Genomic DNA, 15,606 nt, shown 5'->3' with positions numbered 1-15,606 from the left:
CCATGCCTGACTTTTCACTGAGCGAGGACTATCAGGACCTGGTGGGGACCGTGCGGGAATTTGCCCGCGAGGTGGTGGCCCCGGTGTCCGCCAAGCACGACGAGGAGCACAGCTTCCCGTACAAAGTGGTGGCACAGATGGGCGAGATGGGACTGTTCGGCCTCCCGTTCCCCGAGGAGTACGGCGGCATGGGCGGCGATTACTTTGCGCTCGCCCTGGCGCTGGAAGAACTCGGTGCGGTGGACCAATCGGTGGCGATCACCCTGGAGGCCGGGGTCTCCCTGGGGGCCATGCCCATCTACCGCTTCGGCAGCGAGGACCAGAAACAACAGTGGCTGCCCATGCTGGCCAGCGGCGAGGCGCTCGCCGGCTTCGGCCTGACCGAACCCGAAGCGGGCTCCGACGCGGGCGGCACGAAGACCCGGGCCGAGCTCGTGGACGGGCAGTGGGTGGTCAACGGGCACAAGGAATTCATCACGAATTCCGGCACCGACATCTCCCGGCTGGTCACCGTCACCGCGGTCACCGGCACCTCCGAGCGCGACGACGGCTCGCTGAAGAAGGAGATTTCCACCATCCTGGTTCCCACCGACACCCCGGGCTTCACCGCCGAGAAGGCCTACAACAAGGTGGGCTGGAACGCCTCCGACACGCATCCGCTCACCCTGGACAACGTCCGGGTCCCGGAGGAGAACCTGCTGGGCCGCCGCGGCCGGGGCTATGCGAACTTCCTGCAAATTCTGGACGAGGGCCGGATCGCCATCGCCGCGCTGGCCACGGGCGCGGCGCAGGGCTGCGTGGATGAAGCGGTGCGCTACGCCAAGGAGCGCCAGGCCTTCGGCACCAGCATCGGCTCCTTCCAGGCCATCCAGTTCAAGATCGCCCGGATGCAGGCCCGCGCGCACACGGCGCGGCTGGCGTATTACGACGCCGCCGCCCGGATGCTCGCCGGCCAACACTTCAAAACCCAGTCCGCGATTGCCAAGATGGTGGCAGGCGAAGCCGCCATGGACAACGCCCGCGATGCCACGCAGATTTTCGGCGGCTTCGGCTTCATCAACGAATTCCGGGTGGCGCGCCACTACCGTGACTCGAAGATCCTGGAGGTCGGGGAAGGGACCACCGAAGTGCAGCTGATGCTCATCGCCCGCGAACTGGGGCTTTGACAGACCGCAGGCAGAGGAGGACGCAGTGATCGACAAGGTAGTAGCTTCCGCCGCGGAAGCCGTGGCGGACATTCCCGACGGCGCCTCGCTGGCCGTGGGCGGCTTCGGCCTGTGCGGCATTCCGGTGGCGCTGATCCAGGCCCTGCACGACGCCGGCACCACCGACCTGGAGACCATCAGCAACAACTGCGGCGTGGACGACTGGGGGCTGGGCGTGCTGCTGGCCGACGGGCGCATCCGGCGCACCATCAGCTCCTACGTGGGCGAGAACAAGGAGTTCGCCCGGCAGTTCCTGGCCGGCGAGCTGGAAGTGGAGCTGACCCCCCAAGGGACGCTGGCGGAGAAGCTGCGCGCCGGCGGGGCCGGGATACCCGCGTTCTATACGGCCGCCGGGGTCGGCACCCAGGTCAGCGAGGGTGGGCTGCCGCGCAAATACGACGCCGACGGCGCGGTGGCCAAGGCGTCGGAGCCGAAGGAAGTCCGCAGCTTCGGCGGGGCCGAGTACGTGCTGGAGGAGTCCCTGCGGCCCGACTTCGGCCTGGTGCACGCCTGGAAGGGCGACCGGCTGGGCAACCTGGTGTTCCACGTGACAGCCATGAATTTCAACCCGCTGTGCGCCATGGCCGGCAGGATCACGATCGCCGAGGTCGAGGAACTCGTCGAACCGGGCGAACTGGACCCCCAGCAGATCCACACCCCCGGCATCTTCGTCCAGCGGGTGGTGGTGGCGCCGGAGGTGGAAAAGCGGATCGAAAAACGCACGGTGCGGTTGGCCGGCCACGACACCGGCGCGACCGGGAAGTAAGGAGTACGCCATGGCGCTGACGCGCAACGAACTGGCCGCTCGGGTGGCTAAGGAACTGGAAAACGGGCAATACGTGAACCTGGGCATCGGCATGCCCACCCTCATCCCCAACTACATCCCCGACGGCGTGGAGGTCATCCTGCATTCGGAGAATGGGATCCTCGGCGTCGGCCCCTATCCCACCGAGGACAACGTCGACCCGGACCTGATCAACGCGGGCAAGGAGACCGTCACGCTCAACCGGGGAGCGGCGATCTTCGACTCTTCCGCTTCCTTCGGCATGGTCCGCGGCGGGCACGTCGACGTCGCCGTTCTCGGCGCCATGCAGGTGTCCCGGACCGGGGACCTGGCCAACTGGATGATCCCCGGCAAGATGGTCAAGGGCATGGGCGGTGCCATGGACCTGGTCTTCGGCGCCAAACGGCTGATCGTCATGATGGAACACGTGGACAGGGACGGGAATCCCAAGATTTTGACCGAATGCACGCTGCCGCTGACCGGCAGGGGCTGCGTGGACACCATCATCACCGACCTGGCGGTCATCGACGTCGGGGAGCAGGGACTGGTGCTGCGCGAGACCGCCCCCGGCGTCGACATGCGGGACGTCGTGGCGGCCACCGGAGCCGAGCTCCGGGTCGACCAGTACCAGGCGGGTGCCCGGTGAACACCGACGCCGGGGCAGCGGCGACGCCGTCGGAAGCGGCCGGGGCGCAGAAAGTGATCATCCAGCGCGGGCTCTACTTCGAGGAGATCGAGGCAGACGTCATCTACGCGCACCGGCCGGGCCGGACGGTCACCGAGGCGGACAATGTTTTCTTCACCACCGCCACCATGAACAACCAGGCCCTGCACCTCGACGCGGCGTGGGCGGCGGAGCAGCCGTTCGGCCAGCGGCTGATGAATTCCATGTTCACCCTCGCCACGGTCGTGGGCCAGTCCGTCGGCCAGCTCACCCAGTCCACGATCGTGGCACAACTGGGCATGACCGACGTGACGTTCCCGCACCCGCTCTACCACGGGGACACCCTGTACACCGAGACGGTGGTCACCGACAAGCGGCTGTCCCGCTCCCGGCCCGGGACCGGCGTGGTGACCATGCACCATACCGGCCGGAACCAGCACGGGGACGTGGTCGCCACGGTGACGCGCAGCTGTTTGATGTGGACCAAGGACGGCCACGCGGACGCCATCGCGGGCTCGGAAACGGCCGACGCCGAACTGTGGGACGGCCGGCCCGGGGACGGAAGCCGATGACCGGCTTCGGCATGGGACCGGCCATCCTGTTTTGTCCGGCGGACCGCCCGGACCGGTACGGCAAGGCGGCCGCACGCGCCGACGCGGTGATCCTGGACCTGGAGGACGCCGTTGCTCCGGCCGACCGTGCGGCGGCCCGGGCAGCCATCATCGACAACCCGCTGGACCCCGACCGGACGATCGTCCGGGTCAACGCGGCCGGTACCGCCGACCACGCACCGGACCTGGAGGCCGTCCGCCGGTCCGGCTACCGCACCATCATGCTGGCCAAGGCGGAGGACGCGGCGGCGGCCGGCGGGCTGGGGGAGTACTCGGTAGTGGCCCTGTGCGAGACGGCCCTCGGCGTGCTGCGCGCCGCGGAACTGGCACGCTGCGCGAACGTCACCGCGCTGATGTGGGGAGCCGAGGACCTGGTCGCCTCACTGGGCGGCAGCTCCAGCCGGTCCGCGTCCGGAACCTATCGGGACGTGGCCCGGCAGGCGCGTTCGCAGGTCCTGCTTGCCGCCGGCGCCTACGGCAAGGCCGCCATCGACTCGGTCTACCTCGACATAGCGGACCTCGGCGGGCTCGCCGCTGAGGCTGAGGACGCCGTCGCCTCGGGGTTCGCGGCCAAGGCCATCATCCACCCCAGCCAGGCCGACGTGGTGCGGGCCGCTTATCGCCCGGGCGAGGAGGAAACCGACCATGCGGCCGCGCTGCTGGCCGCCGCCGCCACCGAATCCGGGGCCTTCCGGTTCCGCGGCCAAATGGTCGACGGGCCGGTCCTCAAGCACGCCGAGCAGATCCTGCGGCGGGCCCGGCAAACCCCGTCCTAACGTCTGGTCGGGACGCAGGCCCCGTCCTGACTCGTGAGCGGGACCGGAACACAGTCCTAGCGGCCTATCGGGACGTAAAACTTCTCCGGCCGGCCGGCTGCCCCGTAGCGCGGGGTGATCCGTGCCTCGCCGCGCGACACCAGGTACTCCAGGTAGCGCCGCGCGCTGACCCGGGCCAGGCCCAGCCGCCCGGCGACCTCGGACGCAGAGGAGGCAGCGCCGGCCGCATGCAGGTCGGCGATCACCGCCTCCAGGGTGGGCAGGGACAGGCCCTTGGGCAGCGGGACCGCGGCCCCGGAGCCGGACAGCGCGACGGCGGAAAGCGCGGCGCGGCCGGCATCGCTTCGGGACGCGGCGGCGCGCGGCAACAGCCGGGGTGCGCCCGAGGCGCCGCGGGGCGCCGGGCCTTCGGCCGTTCCGTCCGCGTCCCGCCGGGCGGACTCCCTGCCGGCGTCGAGCTGCGGCGCGAGCAGCCGGTCGATGCCGTCCTGGTCCAGCACGGCGGAGTCGTCGCTGCCGCTGATGTGCCGGCGGTGTTCCACATAGGCGTCCAGCCGCTCCATCAGCACCCGCGCGTTGAACGGCTTGACGAGGTAGTGGAGCACGCCGCCGGCCATCGCGGCCCGCACCGTGTCCAGTTCGCGTGCCGCAGTTATCGCGATCACGTCGACAGGTTCGCCGGGAAGGTTCCGGACCGCGCGCAGCACGTCGATGCCGCTCATGTCCGGCAGGTGGATGTCCAGCAGCACCAGTTCGGGGCGTAGCGCCGCGACCATGGCCAGGCCCTCGGCCCCGGTGTATGCGGTGCCCACGGCGTCGAAGGCGCCGTGGGCCAGCAGGAAGCCGGTGTGTACCCCGGCAACTTCTTTGTCGTCGTCGATGACGACCGTGCGGATCTGGCTCATGGGACCGGAATTTCGTGCGCGCGGGCGTTGGGCGGGGTGGGCGAGAACGTGACCGTGAACTCGGCGCCGCCGGAGGCCGACGCCGCCACGCGGGCGCTGCCTCCGCGCCGCGCGGCGACGCGGCTGACCAGCGCGAGGCCGAACCCTCGGCTGCCCGGCAGGGCGGCTTCCTTGCCCGAGACGCCGGGCTCGAAGATGCGGTGGTATTCCTCCGCAGGGATGCCGGGGCCGTCGTCGGCGACCGTGATGGTGCAGCCGGCCGGGCCGCTGGCGATGGCGACGGTGATGGTTCCCTGCATCCCCACGGCTTCGATGGCGTTGTCGATCAGGTTCCCGAGCACCGTGACCGCATCGGTGGTGCCGTCCGGGGCGAGCTCGGATGCCGGATCGATGAGCAGCCTGATGTCCTTTTCGTCGCAGATGGTGGTCTTGGCCATCAGCAGGCTGGCCGCGTCCGGGTCCGTGATGCCCGGGGCCAGTTCGCCCGCCACCACCGACCCGCCGTGGCCGGAGCGCGAGATGAAGTCCACCGCCTGTTGCGCGCGGCCCAGTTCCAGCAGGCCGGAGATCACATGCATCTTGTTGGAAAATTCGTGCGCCTGGGCACGCAGGGCCTGGGTGACATCCCGTGCGCCGTCCAAATCCTGCAGCAGTTGGTGCAGTTCGGTGCGGTCACGCAGGATGAGGACGCTGCCCACGCGGCGCGAGTCCACGGTGGCCGCATTGGCCCGGGCCAGCAGCACCCGTTCGCCGGCGAGGACCGTTTCGTCGGCGCCGCCGGTGGCCGCGAGCATTGCTGCCAGCTCCGGTTCCAGGATGGTGGTGGCTGGCTGGCCCAAAGCGGCGTCGGAGACCTCCAGGAGGCGTTTGGCCTCATCGTTGAGCAAGGCGATGCGCCCGCGGTCGTCGACGGCGACCACGCCCTCGCCGATGCCGTGCAGCATCGCGTCGCGCGTTTCGAGCAGGGCGGCGATCTCCTCCGGTTCGAGCTGATAGATCCGCCGCCACACCAGCCGCGAGATGTAGATCGCGCCGGCCGATCCGACCAGTGCCGCCGCGATGAGCCAGGCCAGCAGAACGGGCAAGTCGTCGTTGAGGTCATCGCGCAGCGTTGATTCCAAGGTGCCGACCGACGCCGTGCCGATCACGGTTCCGCCCGACCGGTCATAGACGGGCACCTTCACCCGCCACGACTCGCCCAGCGTGCCGGTCTGCCTGCCCACGAACGTCTCGCCGGACAACGGGATCGACGGGTCCGTGGAAACCATCTGCCCGATCAATGCCGGGTTCGGGTGTGAGTAGCGGATCCCGCGGTCGTCCGTGACCACCACATAGGTCACGCCCGTGGACTGCGCGATGAGCTCGGCGATCGGCTGGATGGTCTCGCTGGGGTCTTCGTCGTCGAAGGCGTCCACAATGGACGGCAGTTGCGCCACCGAGCGTGCCACGCCGATCATCCGCCCCTCGTAGGCGTCGCGGATCTGCTGCTCCTGCATCGAAATGGCGACCGAGCCGGCCACCAGCACGACGGCGAGCAGGATGGACAGCTGCAGCACAAACAGCTGGGTCCGCAGCGACAGGGATTGGAACACACCACCATTTTCTCATGCTGTTAGCTGCGCCACTTTGCAGCCGTCATCTGGTGCCTCGGCGCGGGGCGCGGTTGTGACCACAATGACCAATACGGCCACAATGACCGCATTCTTCCCGCGCGCCGGGCCGGCCCCTACGCTGGGGCGCACGGCATGGTGATGCCCATCACGCCGGTTGGAGGAGGAAGAACCTACATGAAGCTCGACCGTACGATGAGACGCCGTTCGGCCCTGGTGGCCGCCGCGGCAGCATCCGCCCTGGTCCTGGCCGCCTGCGGCTCCACTAGTGGCGGCGGGGGCGGTGCCGAAGAAGCCGGCATCGACAAGCTCAACATCATTGTCCCGGCAGACCCGGGCGGCGGCTGGGACCAGACCGGCCGCGCCATCCAAAAGGATCTGCAGGAAAACGACCTGGTTTCCAGCGCCTCGGTGGTCAACATTGGCGGCGCCGGCGGCACCAACGGGCTGGCGAAGCTGGCCACCGAACAGAACCCGGACACCTTGATGGTGATGGGGTACGTCATGGTCGGGGCCGTGGAAACCAACAAGTCGAAGAACCGGATCGAAGACACCACGCCGATCGCCCGGCTCACCGAAGAACCGCTCGTCGTCGTCGTTCCCGCCGACTCGCCCTACCAGACGATCGACGACCTGATCGCCGACGTCAAGGCCAAGGGCAAGGGCGTCTCCATCACCGGCGGCTCCGCCGGCGGCGCCGACCACATCCTGGCCGGCCTCATGCTGAAGGAAGCCGGAATCGGCGCCGACAGCCTGAACTACATCCCGTACTCCGGTGGCGGGGAATCGCTGGCGGCGCTGCTGGGCAACAAGGTCTCGGCCGGCATCTCCGGCGTGGGGGAGTACGCGGAGCAGGTCAAGGCCGGCAAGCTGCGCGCACTGGCGGTCTCCGGCCCGGAGGCGGCGCCGCAGTTGCCCGAGGTCAAGCCGCTGAAGGAGCAGGGCATGGACGTGGTGCTCACCAACTGGCGCGGCGTCGTGGCTCCCGGGTCTATCGACGATGCCCAGGCGGAGAAGCTCACGGCACTGATGACCGAGCTGCACGACACCGATGCGTGGAAGGAAACCCTGTCCACCAACAACTGGGGCGACGCCTTCCTGGCCGGCGAAGAATTTGAAAGCTTCCTGACGGAGGACATCAAGACAGTCACCGCGACCCTGACGGATATCGGTCTCGTGAAGTAACCATGGCCTCTTCCACTACTGGAGCGGTCCGGGGCGGCACTGCCGCCCCGGGCAAGCCGCTCGGAGAAATAGTCTTCGCGGCCGTGATCCTGAGCATCGGGATCGTCGGGTTCGTGGCCGGGGCGGGGATCGAAACGCCCGACGCGGCCAGCGACATCGGGCCCCGGGCGCTGCCGTACATCGTCTCCGGCCTGCTGGTGGCCGTCGGTGCCGGCCTGATCGTGCAGTTGCTGCGCGGCGTCACCGGCGAGGCCGAAGAGGGCGAAGACATCGATCCGGATGTCAAGACGGACTGGCTGACCGTCGCCAAGATGGCGGGCGCCGTCGTCGTTCATATTTTCCTGATCGTGCCGCTGGGCTGGCCGGTTGCCGCGGCCGTGCTGTTCGTCGGCGCGGCGTGGGCGCTCGGCGCCAAGCCGCTGTGGCGTGCGGCCGTGGTCGGGGTAGTCATGGCGCTGTTGCTGCAGTTCGCGTTCGCCGGGCTCCTCGGCGTCTCGCTGCCTGCCGGCGTGCTCGAAGGGGTGCCGTTCCTGAATGGATAACTTCTACGCCCTCCTGGAGGGCTTTTCCGTGGCGATGCAGCCGATCTACCTCCTGTACGCCCTGGGCGGCGTCCTGGTCGGAACGGCGGTGGGCGTGCTGCCGGGTATCGGGCCGGCGATGACCGTTGCCCTGCTGATGCCGATCACCTACAGCCTCGAGCCGACCGCGGCGATCATCGTTTTCGCCGGGATTTACTACGGCGGCATGTACGGCGGCTCGACCACGTCGATCCTGCTGAACACGCCCGGTGAATCCGCCTCCATCGTCACCGCGCTCGAGGGCAACCGGATGGCGAAAGCCGGCCGCGGTGCCGCGGCGCTGGCGACGGCGGCAATCGGTTCCTTCATCGCCGGCACGGTGGCCACGGTGCTGCTGAGTTTCGTGGCGCCCTATGTGGCTGCGTTCGCCGTGCAAATCGGTCCGGTGGAGTACGTTGCCCTGATGGTCGTGGCGTTCCTGACCGTCGGCGCGCTGCTGGGCGCCTCGGTGCTGCGCGGCCTGGCCTCGCTGGGGCTGGGACTGTTCATGGCGTTCATGGGCGTGGACCTGATGACCGGCCAGCAGCGCTACACCTTCGGCAGCCCCTTCCTGGCGGACGGGATCGACGTGGTGCTGGTGGCCGTGGGGCTGTTCGCGCTGGGCGAGGCGCTGTACGTGGCGTCCCGGCTGCGGCACGGGCCCGTCAAGGTCATCCCGGTGACCGGCGGCTGGACGTCGTGGATGAAGAAGGAGGACTGGCGGCGGTCCTGGAAGCCGTGGCTGCGCGGGACCTTCATCGGCTTCCCGATCGGCACCATGCCGGCCGGCGGCGCCGACGTGGCCACCTTCCTGTCCTATGCGTCCGAGAAGAAACTGGCCAGGGGCGCGCGCAAGAAGCAATTCGGGCGCGGCGCCATCGAAGGCGTGGCGGGGCCGGAGTCGGCCAACAACGCGGCCGCGGCCGGCGTGCTGGTCCCGCTGCTGACGCTGGGCATCCCGACGACGGCGACGGCGGCGATGATGCTGGTGGCGTTCCAGCGCTACAACATCCAGCCCGGGCCGCTGCTGTTCGAGGTCGAGGGCGCCCTGGTCTGGGCACTGATCGCCAGCCTCTACGTGGGCAACCTGATGCTGCTGGTCCTGAACCTGCCGCTGGTCGGCATCTGGGTGAAGATCCTGCAGATCCCGCGGCCGTACCTCTACGCCGGCATCCTGGTCTTCGCGGCCATGGGCGCGTTCTCGGTGAACTTCACCCCGGTCGACGTGTTCGTGCTGCTGGTGGTGGGCGTGCTGGGCTTCTTCATGCGCCGGTACGGCTACCCGATCGCCCCGCTCGTGGTGGGCATGATCCTGGGGCCGATCTTCGAGAGCCAGCTGCGGCGTTCGCTGGCCATCTCCCAGGGGGATCCGATGGCGCTGGTATCCACTCCGATCTCGGCCGGCATCTACATTGCCCTGGTCGTTATCTTCGCGCTGTCCTTCTGGATGAAGAAGCGCCAGCGCGTGATGGAATCGGCGATGCTCGACGACGAGAACCCCCAAGGCAAGGAGGTCAGCGCATGACGACGATAGTGGTGGGGTATGTTCCCAACGCTCTGGGCGACGCCGCATTGGCCGCCGCCATCGACGAGGCCGGCCGCCGTTCGGCGAAGCTGCTGGTGGTCAACACGACCCGGGCCGACCGGTTGGTGGACCCAACCTATGCGGACGCCGCCGACGTTACCCGGCTGGAGTCGGTCCTGGCGGGGGCCGGCGTCGATTTCAGCATCAGGCACGGCATCTCGGACGGGCTGGCCGCCGACGACGTGCTCGACGCCGCCGAAGAGTCCGGGGCGGACCTGATTGTCATCGGGGTGCGCAACCGCACGCCGGTCGGCAAGCTGGTGATGGGTTCCACGGCGCAAACCATCCTGCTGGGCGCCTCCTGCAACGTGTTGGCGGTCAAGCAGGGGTAGCCGGTGGCGGCGATGGCTCGCCACAGTCGGCGATGCCGCGCTCGCCGGGGGAGTGCCCAGGGGCAACCCCTGTCCCCGGAGGTCAGGGGTTGCCGACATCGACGCCGGTGCAGGGTTCCGCTGCCAGTGCAGGGCCCGCAAACCCTGCACCGGCAGATTTTCCCTGCATCGGGTGGCTGGTCGGGCGGGTGAGGAGCAGCCCGTCCGGCCAGGAGGTTGTCGTCGGGATTACGCGCCGTAGAGGATGATCTCCACACCAGGTCAGGGGATGGCTTCGAGATCACCCCGTACAACCGGTGATCTCGAAGCCAAGGGGTAACTTGGACGCCCCACAGCTGGCGCTCGGCGGGCGGACCGCCCGTGCTGGATAATTGAGCGCATGGAGTTCCGAGATCCGCCCCGCGCCGCACCGCTTCCCGCCCGACGCAAGGTAGTGCTGCTGGGTTCCACGGGTTCGATCGGCACGCAGGGGATCGACGTCGTGGACGCGGCCCCGGAACGCTTCGAGGTCACGGCGCTCGCAGCCGGCGGCAACGTGGAACTGGCCGCCCGGCAGGCGGTCCACACCCGGGCCCAGGCGGTCGGAACCGCCGCCGGGACGGTGGATGAACTGGCAACGGCCATCAAGGCCGCCGCGGCGGACGCCGGCGTGTCCGGATACTCGCCGGAGCTCTTTGCCGGCCCCGACGCAGCGGCGAGGATCGCCGCATGGCCGGACGCCGACGTCGTGCTTAACGGCATTACCGGGTCCATCGGCCTGGCCCCCACGCTGGCCGCGCTCGGTGCGGGCCACTTGCTGGCACTGGCCAACAAGGAGTCCCTGATTGCCGGCGGGCCCCTGGTCAAGCAGGCCGCGCGGCCCGGGCAGATCGTGCCGGTGGATTCGGAACACTCGGCGCTGGCCCAGGCGCTCCGGTCGGGCACGGCCGCCGAAGTGGACCGGCTGATCGTCACCGCATCCGGCGGGCCGTTCCGCGGCTTCAGTAAGGAACAGCTGCGCGACGTCACTCCGGCGCAGGCGCTGGCCCACCCCACTTGGGACATGGGTCGGATGGTCACCACCAACTCGGCGACGATGGTGAACAAGGCGCTGGAAGTCATCGAAGCCCACCTGCTCTTCGACGTCCCGCTGGAGCGGATCGACGTGGTGGTGCACCCGCAGTCTGTGGTGCACTCGATGGTGCAGTTCACCGACGGATCCACCATCGCGCAGGCGTCGCCGCCGGACATGCGCCTGCCGATCGCCCTCGGCATGGGCTGGCCGGAGCGGGTACCGGGCGCCGCGCAGCCGTGTGACTGGAGCCGTGCCACCAGCTGGACCTTCGAGCCCTTGGACGAGGAGGTCTTCGGCGCGGTGCGGCTGGCCAAGGAGGCGGCCGGCCGCGGCGGGACCTTCATGGCCGTCTACAACGCGGCCAACGAAGAAGCCGTGGACGCCTTCCACGACGGCCGGATCCGCTTCGACGAGATTGTGGAGACGGTGGCTGCCGTGGTGGATGCGCACGCGCCGTCCGACGAACTGACCGTGGCGGCAGTGCTGGCCGCAGAGGACTGGGCACGCTCGCGGGCCTACGAACGTTTGGCTATGTTGTGACCATTCTGCTTTTCATTCTCGGCGTCCTCTTCGTGGCCGTCGGCATCGCCGTGTCCATCGCCCTGCATGAGGTGGGCCACCTGCTGCCCGCCAAGCTGTTCAAGGTGCGGGTCACCCAGTACATGGTCGGCTTCGGCAAGACCCTCTTCTCCCGACGGCGCGGCGAGACCGAATACGGCGTGAAGGCCATCCCGCTCGGCGGCTACGTGTCGATGATCGGCATGTACCCGCCGGCCAAGGACAGCGCCCGCGGCGGCAGAGTCAAGGACGGCGACGGCGTCGGCAGCGGCGTCGACGGCGGCGGCGTCGGCGGCGGAGGCGCCGGCGGCGGCGCGGTCCGCCGGTCCAGCACCGGCATGTTCCAGCAACTGGCCAACGATGCCCGGCAGGCCGAAGCCGAGCGGCTGCAGCCCGGCGACGAAAACCGGATGTTCTACAAACTGCCGGTCTGGAAACGGGTCATCATCATGCTCGGCGGTCCGTTTGTGAACCTGGTCATCGGCACGGTGCTGATCGGCATCGTGCTGGTCGGCTTCGGCACCGCCCAGGCCACCACCACCATTGCCCAGGTCAATAAATGCGTGGTCCCGGCGTCGCAGGCCGCCGAAACCGGACAGACCGACTGCCTGCCCAGCGATCCCGAGGCTCCCGCCACCGCGGCGGGCATCCGGCCAGGGGACACCGTCACCGCCTTCGACGGCAGGCCGGTCACCGACTGGTACCAGTTGACCGCATGGATCCGGGACGCGGCGGGGGAGCAGACGCCGATCACCCTCCAGCGCGACGGCCGGGAAATCACGACGACCATCACCCCGATCCTCACCGAGCGCCCGGTATTCGACGACGCCGGGCAACCGCTGCTCGACGGCGACGGCGAGCCGGTGACGGAGCAGGCGGGCTTCGTGGGGATGGGCGCCACCACCGCGCTGGTACCGCAGCCGGCCGGCGACGTGCTCCCGGCCGTGGGGGAGAACCTGCAGGCGATCACCGGCGTGGTGCTCCATCTGCCGCAGCGGCTGGCCGACGTGGCTGAGGCCGCCTTCAGCGATGCTCCACGGGACCCGAACGGGCCGATGAGCGTGGTGGGCGTGGGCCGGATTGCCGGCGAGATCAGCGCGATGGACGAGATTCCCTTCGAGGCGCGGGCGGCCTCGCTGATCGGGTTGGTCGGTTCGGTCAACCTGGCGCTGTTCGTGTTCAACCTGATCCCGCTGCTGCCGCTCGACGGAGGGCACGTGGCCGGCGCGCTTTGGGAGGCCATCCGCCGCGGCTTCGCCAAGCTGTTCCGCCGCCCGGATCCGGGGCCGGTGGACATCGCCAAGCTGCTCCCGCTGACCTACGTGGTGGCCGTGGTGATGATGGGCATGGGCGCGCTGCTGATTTACGCGGACATCGTCAAACCGGTCAATATCTTCGGCTGATCCGGCATGGCGGCGCCCTGGCGAAACCGCCACCTCCCCTGATCCGGCACGACGGCGGTGCATGCCCGTGTGCGCGACTGACCCTTGTGCGCGGCGCGCCCGCCGTTGGTTGGAACCCTGCCGGTCCCCGTGGTTAGACTGGCCGGAACCGGCGAAGGGAGCCACGACCCGTGAGCACGGCACCGCGTACAGCCCGCACCGCAGCGAGCCTTCGGGGCAGCGCCCGGGCGGAGTCGATGGGCCGCAGGCCCCGGTTCAGGACCGGCGCCGCCGCCGTCCTGGCGGCCGCTGTTGTACTTGCCGGTTGCACCGCGCCGGGCGAGGCCCAGGATCCGCCATCATCGGCGGCGTCAACAGAGGTTGCCCCGGATCGCGTGCAGTTGAGGGCTGGTGCCGCCGATCCGCAGGTGCTTGCCGGCTCCGACGCCGAAGCATCGCTCGCCGCCAGCCAGGCGTTGTTTGACTCCAGTCCCGTGGCGTTCGTCGCGCCTCCCGGCGACGCCGAGGCCATAGCTGCCGCGGCTGCCGAATCGGTACCGATGGGTGTGCCGCTGCTGTTGGCCGGGGACGGGCTGGCCGAAGAACTGGAGCGGCTCGGCGTCCGCCAGGTCAAGGCTTTCGGCCGGCCGCCCGCCGAGCCGGAGGGCTCCCCGAGTGCCGCGCCGGAAGCCAACTCCGGGGCCGTGCCCTCTGATTCGACCAAGGCCGGCTCCGCGGCCGGGCCCGCCGCCTCGGCCGCTGCCGGCTCCGCGGGCCTGAATACCGCATCGACGGTGTCCGGCGCCGACCCGGATCAAAGCATCGAGGCGTGGGCCCCGCTGCTGGCGGACGCGGAAATCCTTCCCCCGGACGGGGACATGGAGGCGCCCGAGCGTGCGGAGGAGCCCGCGGCCGTCTCGGTGTTGACGGACAAGGACGGCGGGCGGGACTATCGCGCGACCCTGGCGGTCGTGGAGGCGGCGGGCGCCCGGGTTTTCCAGGACCCGCACGCAGACCCGCGACACGGCAGCGAGACCATCGAATTCCTGCGGCAGGAGCCCGAGAACCGCGTGCTCGCCGTCGGCGAAGAGTTCGGCAGCGGCGACACCTTCGCGCGCCGGACCACGGCAGCACTGACCGTGCCGGAACTGCCCGGCGGAGGCCAGATGGCCTTCCCGTCCCGGCGGATGGTGGCGCTGTACGGGCATCCCTCCGGGCCCGCCCTCGGCGCGCTCGGCGAGCAGGATCCCAAGGCGTCGGTGAAGCGCGTGAAGAAACTCGCCAAGCAGTACCAACCGCACAGCAAGGAACCGGTGGTCCCGGCCTTCGAGATCATCGCCACGGTTGCCAGCGCCTCGGCCGGTAAGGACGGCGACTATTCGGAGGAGACTGATCCGGACGAGTTGCGCCCGTGGATTGAGGCCGCCGGCGAGGCCGGGGTGTACGTGGTGCTGGATTTGCAGCCGGGCCGGTCGGACTTCCTCACCCAGGCCAAGATGTACGAGGATCTGCTGAAGGAACCGCATGTGGGCCTGGCCCTGGATCCGGAATGGCGGCTGGGCAAGGGGCAGCGTCACATGGAGCAAATCGGCTCGGTGTCCGCTGCGGAGATCAACCGGGTCAGCGACTGGCTGGCGAAGCTTACCCGGAAGAACTCCCTGCCCCAGAAGGTGCTGATCCTGCATCAGTTCCAGTACCAGATGATTTCGGACCGCCAGAAGCTGGAAACCGGCCACGAAGAGCTGGCCCTGGTGCTGCATGCCGACGGCCACGGCGGGCCCGGCCAGAAACTGGACACCTGGCGCGTCCTCCGGGAGGACCTGCCGAAGAACATCTGGATGGGCTGGAAGAACTTCTACGACGAAGACACCCCGACCTTCAGCCCGAAACGCACCTACACCGGCGTGAAGCCGGCTCCCTGGTTCGTTTCCTACCAATAGCCCCGCCCCGCACCATCCACACGCGTCCCGCCAATAGCCCCGGGCCAACCACCGGCGTCACCAATAGCCCCGCCCCATCCACACTCGTCCTGCCAATAGTCCGCCCGCATCCACCGGCGGGTAAGGTGAAGACCATGAGTGTCTTTGCCGTCGAATATGTCTACGCCGCCGATTCCGAGCCCGGCCGGGACGAATACCGTCCCGCCCACCGCGCCTGGCTGGGCGGCTTCCTGGACCGGGGCCGCCTGCTGGCCTCCGGCCCCTACGCCGACGGCACCGGCGCGCTGCTGATCTTCACCGCCGAGGACGAAGCCAGCCTGCTGGAGGAACTGAAGCAGGATCCATTCAACGTCAACAACTTCGTCTCCGGCCTGAAAGTCACCGACTGGAAGCCCGTCACCGGGGCGTTCGCCCACCACGCATGATCCTTCCCACTCCCGCACCGTGTGCCAACG

15 protein-coding genes are annotated in these 15,606 nt (G+C 69.2%); 13 read left to right on the top strand and 2 right to left on the bottom strand.

Translation table 11 applies throughout. The features are described from left to right. Positions 1 to 2: 2 nt before the first annotated feature. The 5 genes from AC5RVG_RS13405 to AC5RVG_RS13385 are packed head-to-tail and all read left to right on the top strand — an operon-like array spanning position 3 to position 4,040. Positions 3 to 1,166 carry an acyl-CoA dehydrogenase family protein gene (locus tag AC5RVG_RS13405; protein WP_494014205.1) on the top strand — a complete coding sequence of 388 codons (1,164 nt, stop codon included), beginning with the start codon at positions 3 to 5 and terminating at the stop codon, positions 1,164 to 1,166. Between the two features lie 25 nt (positions 1,167 to 1,191). Then, entirely contained in the window at positions 1,192 to 1,971 is a 780-nt protein-coding gene (locus tag AC5RVG_RS13400; protein ID WP_494014204.1) for a CoA transferase subunit A, read from the top strand. Positions 1,972 to 1,981: 10 nt separating this feature from the next. Continuing rightward, positions 1,982 to 2,635, top strand: coding sequence for a CoA transferase subunit B (locus AC5RVG_RS13395; protein WP_494014203.1), 654 nt, complete (start codon positions 1,982 to 1,984; stop codon positions 2,633 to 2,635). Beyond that, positions 2,632 to 3,225, top strand: a complete 594-nt coding sequence (locus AC5RVG_RS13390) for a MaoC family dehydratase (protein WP_494002446.1) — start codon at positions 2,632 to 2,634, stop codon at positions 3,223 to 3,225. The genes AC5RVG_RS13395 and AC5RVG_RS13390 overlap by 4 nt, the downstream gene beginning before the upstream one ends. After that, on the top strand, positions 3,222 to 4,040 hold the full coding sequence (locus AC5RVG_RS13385) for an HpcH/HpaI aldolase/citrate lyase family protein (protein ID WP_494014202.1): 819 nt from the start codon (positions 3,222 to 3,224) through the stop codon (positions 4,038 to 4,040). Before AC5RVG_RS13390 ends, AC5RVG_RS13385 begins: the two co-directional genes overlap by 4 nt. 56 nt (positions 4,041 to 4,096) lie before the next feature. On the opposite strand, the gene AC5RVG_RS13380 is transcribed toward AC5RVG_RS13385, so the two are convergent. Further along, positions 4,097 to 4,945 (bottom strand): response regulator transcription factor, encoded by an 849-nt coding sequence (locus AC5RVG_RS13380; protein ID WP_494014201.1) that lies wholly within the window; start codon positions 4,943 to 4,945, stop codon positions 4,097 to 4,099. Further along, positions 4,942 to 6,537: an ATP-binding protein gene (locus AC5RVG_RS13375; protein WP_494002443.1), complete on the bottom strand. Its 1,596-nt coding sequence runs from the start codon at positions 6,535 to 6,537 to the stop codon at positions 4,942 to 4,944. The genes AC5RVG_RS13380 and AC5RVG_RS13375 overlap by 4 nt, the downstream gene beginning before the upstream one ends. Before the next feature lie 195 nt (positions 6,538 to 6,732). Between AC5RVG_RS13375 and AC5RVG_RS13370 the strand changes: the two genes are divergently transcribed. The 8 genes from AC5RVG_RS13370 to AC5RVG_RS13335 all read left to right on the top strand — a co-directional run bounded on the left by AC5RVG_RS13370 (position 6,733) and on the right by AC5RVG_RS13335 (position 15,576). Next, positions 6,733 to 7,740, top strand: a complete 1,008-nt coding sequence (locus AC5RVG_RS13370; protein WP_494002442.1) for a Bug family tripartite tricarboxylate transporter substrate binding protein — start codon at positions 6,733 to 6,735, stop codon at positions 7,738 to 7,740. A gap of 2 nt (positions 7,741 to 7,742) precedes the next feature. Further along, on the top strand, positions 7,743 to 8,282 hold the full coding sequence (locus AC5RVG_RS13365; RefSeq protein WP_494014200.1) for a tripartite tricarboxylate transporter TctB family protein: 540 nt from the start codon (positions 7,743 to 7,745) through the stop codon (positions 8,280 to 8,282). Then, positions 8,275 to 9,825, top strand: a complete 1,551-nt coding sequence (locus AC5RVG_RS13360) for a tripartite tricarboxylate transporter permease (protein WP_494002440.1) — start codon at positions 8,275 to 8,277, stop codon at positions 9,823 to 9,825. The genes AC5RVG_RS13365 and AC5RVG_RS13360 overlap by 8 nt, the downstream gene beginning before the upstream one ends. After that, on the top strand, positions 9,822 to 10,217 hold the full coding sequence (locus AC5RVG_RS13355; protein WP_493977715.1) for a universal stress protein: 396 nt from the start codon (positions 9,822 to 9,824) through the stop codon (positions 10,215 to 10,217). Before AC5RVG_RS13360 ends, AC5RVG_RS13355 begins: the two co-directional genes overlap by 4 nt. 379 nt (positions 10,218 to 10,596) lie before the next feature. Beyond that, a complete protein-coding gene (dxr, locus tag AC5RVG_RS13350; RefSeq protein WP_494014199.1) occupies positions 10,597 to 11,811 on the top strand; it encodes a 1-deoxy-D-xylulose-5-phosphate reductoisomerase in 1,215 nt (404 codons plus the stop codon). Continuing rightward, the gene (locus tag AC5RVG_RS13345) at positions 11,808 to 13,232 is read left to right on the top strand and encodes a M50 family metallopeptidase (protein ID WP_494014198.1); all 1,425 of its coding nucleotides are present in this window, start codon (positions 11,808 to 11,810) and stop codon (positions 13,230 to 13,232) included. The genes dxr and AC5RVG_RS13345 overlap by 4 nt, the downstream gene beginning before the upstream one ends. A 170-nt stretch (positions 13,233 to 13,402) precedes the next feature. Further along, positions 13,403 to 15,151 (top strand): hypothetical protein, encoded by a 1,749-nt coding sequence (locus tag AC5RVG_RS13340; protein ID WP_494014197.1) that lies wholly within the window; start codon positions 13,403 to 13,405, stop codon positions 15,149 to 15,151. 134 nt (positions 15,152 to 15,285) lie between these two features. Further along, complete coding sequence (locus AC5RVG_RS13335; RefSeq protein WP_494014196.1) at positions 15,286 to 15,576, top strand: YciI family protein; 291 nt, start codon at positions 15,286 to 15,288, stop codon at positions 15,574 to 15,576. The last annotated feature ends 30 nt before the right edge of the window (positions 15,577 to 15,606 follow it).

This window comes from Arthrobacter senegalensis, from assembly GCF_059091765.1.
This window is presented reverse-complemented; position numbering and strand designations above follow the sequence as displayed.

What these genes read in the sequence shown, in the direction of transcription:
- AC5RVG_RS13355 (WP_493977715.1), top strand. Translation starts at nt 9,822, where the DNA reads ATGACGACGATAGTGGTGGGGTATGTTCCCAACGCTCTGGGCGACGCC.
- AC5RVG_RS13395 (WP_494014203.1), top strand. Translation starts at nt 1,982, where the DNA reads ATGGCGCTGACGCGCAACGAACTGGCCGCTCGGGTGGCTAAGGAACTG.
- AC5RVG_RS13370 (WP_494002442.1), top strand. Translation starts at nt 6,733, where the DNA reads ATGAAGCTCGACCGTACGATGAGACGCCGTTCGGCCCTGGTGGCCGCC.
- AC5RVG_RS13405 (WP_494014205.1), top strand. Translation starts at nt 3, where the DNA reads ATGCCTGACTTTTCACTGAGCGAGGACTATCAGGACCTGGTGGGGACC.
- AC5RVG_RS13380 (WP_494014201.1), bottom strand. Translation starts at nt 4,945, where the DNA reads ATGAGCCAGATCCGCACGGTCGTCATCGACGACGACAAAGAAGTTGCC.
- AC5RVG_RS13335 (WP_494014196.1), top strand. Translation starts at nt 15,286, where the DNA reads ATGAGTGTCTTTGCCGTCGAATATGTCTACGCCGCCGATTCCGAGCCC.
- dxr (WP_494014199.1), top strand. Translation starts at nt 10,597, where the DNA reads ATGGAGTTCCGAGATCCGCCCCGCGCCGCACCGCTTCCCGCCCGACGC.
- AC5RVG_RS13385 (WP_494014202.1), top strand. Translation starts at nt 3,222, where the DNA reads ATGACCGGCTTCGGCATGGGACCGGCCATCCTGTTTTGTCCGGCGGAC.
- AC5RVG_RS13365 (WP_494014200.1), top strand. Translation starts at nt 7,743, where the DNA reads ATGGCCTCTTCCACTACTGGAGCGGTCCGGGGCGGCACTGCCGCCCCG.
- AC5RVG_RS13360 (WP_494002440.1), top strand. Translation starts at nt 8,275, where the DNA reads ATGGATAACTTCTACGCCCTCCTGGAGGGCTTTTCCGTGGCGATGCAG.